The organism is Kaistella sp., assembly GCF_032060305.1.
GTDB lineage: Bacteria > Bacteroidota > Bacteroidia > Flavobacteriales > Weeksellaceae > Kaistella > Kaistella yananensis.
The window spans coordinates 3,011-5,324 of the sequence record NZ_DAMBHK010000104.1 but is presented as its reverse complement, the minus strand read 5'-3'; the positions used below and the strand labels follow the sequence as shown (position 1 = coordinate 5,324).

The window sequence follows — 2,314 nt, the reverse complement described above, 5'->3', positions numbered from 1 at the left end:
AAACGCGAAAAACTTCGCATCTGTTTGATTCCCTGTATATTGTTCATCGACTGTTCTAACGGAAAAGTAATAAACCGCTCCACATCTGGGGCGCCCAAACTTGGCGACGAAGTAATCAACTGTACCTGATTATCGGTAATATCCGGTACGGCATCAATGGGCAGTTTCCGGAGTTCTATAATTCCGTAAATAATCCAGCCGAGTGTCATCAGGATGATTATCAGCTTATTTTTTATGGAAAAATTTATGATTTTATTTAGCATTTTAATTTGAGTTAAATAATTACAAATCAATAGCTTTCACTATTAAAATTAATAAAAAAACAGCCCGAATAAGAATTTTTAAGAGCCATTTTCTAAAAAATGACATCAGTCATCTTGGTCTTCACCAGAATTTTCGACCGCATTTTGGATGTTTGCGCCGCTGCGCATTTCTGTGTGACGAATTTCCCCACCGGTTCTTCCACCTTCCTGAGCGAAATACAGTGAAACTCCGGCAACAATTAATATCGTAACCGGCATCAGTTTATCCAGTGAAAAATTCCGGTAACTTGTAAGAAAGCCTAGAAGAGAAACAGCTCCAAGAAAATATGACATTCCTGCGAAAATTTCTGCGGCTTCTTCGTGCCTGTGCATAAGATTTTCAGAAACACCCTGAATATTTTCGATTGCATCCTCTGCGCCTTCGCCTGTCGCCATGGCAGCTACTGATGCAACTGCACCAAGAATAAAAACGATATAAGCGTTACGTTTTGAAACGTCGGATTTTGTAAAAATCGCTATCAGTAAAATGATTACTCCTACAATAGGAAATATGATTGGCAAATGGTTAACAACCAAATGCAGATGTGCGTTATTCATTTTTATTTAATTTAAAAATTAGACTTTTAAGTAAGTGTAAACAAGCCTAAACCTGTGGTCTAAACATTATTTTATCTTTGATAATTCTTAAATTAAATTTTAGGCGGCTGCCAGATTTTTTGGAAAACAGAGGGAAAGAAATTTTCGGAATAGGCAAAACTCTGCTGTTCATCAATGTCCAGAGGTTTATGCTCGAAATTGAATTCTATTTTTTTTGGTGGAAATACAAAACTGAAAACATTTACTGAAACATCATGTGTTTTGAAAGGAAGTTTCATATCCTGATGATAATCTCCATCAATGCCGTGATCCTCGAGGTAGTGCATTTTAATAAACGAAAAAACCGTAGTTCCGTTATCGATGATTTTATGGGAAATGTAATGTTCAATAAGATTAGGCATTTTCAAAATCTGCCTAACCTCTGAAAAAGAAAAGAGGTAAGTACATATCAAAAAGTAAGTAATGTACTTTTTCATAGTGCAAAATTACTCAAATTCCAGAGAAAATGCTAGAGAATCATCAATTTATAACCGGTATAATTAAGAATAACCTTCCGAAGGCTGGATGATAAAATTTATACAAACTTGCAGTTCCTTTTGAAATTTCTATTTTTGCCCAAATTAAATTTACAATGAAAAAATTATTCGCATTTGCATTCATCGGCGGTTTGGTATTGGCTGGATGCTCAAAAAAAGAAACTTCAACCGAAAGCAACAGAATGCTGGAAGAGCCGGAAGCAGAAGTTACCGTTACTGCTCCTGCAGCAACAACTGTAGCTGCTGATTCTACTTCAGTTAAATAACCTAGAGATCCAAATGATTAAAGGCAGTCGGCAACGGCTGCTTTTTTTGTTTATATTCATCAAAAAATCACTAAATTTGCGCTCTTAAAAAGCAAGAAAACATGCAGTTATCAGAACAGGAAATTATCCGGAGAGAAAAGTTAGTCACACTACAGAAAATGGGGATCGATGCTTTTCCCGCCGAAGAATATAAAATCACAGATACCACAAAATCCATCAAGGGAAATTTTACAGAAGGCAAAAAAGTACAGATTGCCGGAAGACTGATGAGCCGAAGAATCCAGGGGAAAGCAAGTTTTGCTGAACTGCAGGATTCCGAAGGCCGAATTCAGGTGTATTTCAACCGTGATGAAATCTGTACAGGTGAAGATAAAACCCTGTATAACGAAGTTTATAAACACCTTTTAGACATCGGTGATATCATCGGCATCGAAGGCGAACTTTTCACCACCCAGGTTGGTGAAATGACCGTGAAAGTTGAGAATTTTAAAATTCTAACCAAATCTTTACGCCCGCTTCCACAACCAAGAACCGATGAAAACGGAGTTGTACACGATGCTTTCAACGATCCTGAACTCAGATACCGCCAGCGTTATGTAGATTTAACGGTGAATCCTCACGTGAAAGAAGTTTTTGTAAAAAGAACAAAACT

Annotated in this window: 5 protein-coding genes; 2 read left to right on the top strand and 3 right to left on the bottom strand. The window is 37.0% G+C overall.

Features of this window, described 5'->3' with window-relative positions; translation table 11 throughout:
- The 3 genes from V5N63_RS11035 to V5N63_RS11025 all read right to left on the bottom strand — a co-directional run.
- On the bottom strand, positions 1 to 263 hold a 263-nt coding region (locus tag V5N63_RS11035; protein WP_332033987.1), incomplete at its 3' end, for an efflux RND transporter permease subunit.
- 105 nt (positions 264 to 368) lie between these two features.
- Positions 369 to 860: a hypothetical protein gene (locus V5N63_RS11030; protein WP_332033986.1), complete on the bottom strand. Its 492-nt coding sequence runs from the start codon at positions 858 to 860 to the stop codon at positions 369 to 371.
- 92 nt (positions 861 to 952) lie between these two features.
- Positions 953 to 1,261, bottom strand: a complete 309-nt coding sequence (locus tag V5N63_RS11025) for a hypothetical protein (protein ID WP_143332948.1) — start codon at positions 1,259 to 1,261, stop codon at positions 953 to 955.
- Between the two features lie 230 nt (positions 1,262 to 1,491).
- Here V5N63_RS11025 and V5N63_RS11020 point away from each other — a divergent pair, with 230 nt between their 5' ends.
- Together V5N63_RS11020 and V5N63_RS11015 are read left to right on the top strand one after the other, a co-directional pair.
- Positions 1,492 to 1,662, top strand: a complete 171-nt coding sequence (locus V5N63_RS11020) for a hypothetical protein (protein ID WP_253312752.1) — start codon at positions 1,492 to 1,494, stop codon at positions 1,660 to 1,662.
- Between the two features lie 101 nt (positions 1,663 to 1,763).
- Positions 1,764 to 2,314 (top strand): OB-fold nucleic acid binding domain-containing protein (locus V5N63_RS11015; protein WP_332033988.1); only part of this gene is annotated, 551 nt, incomplete at its 3' end.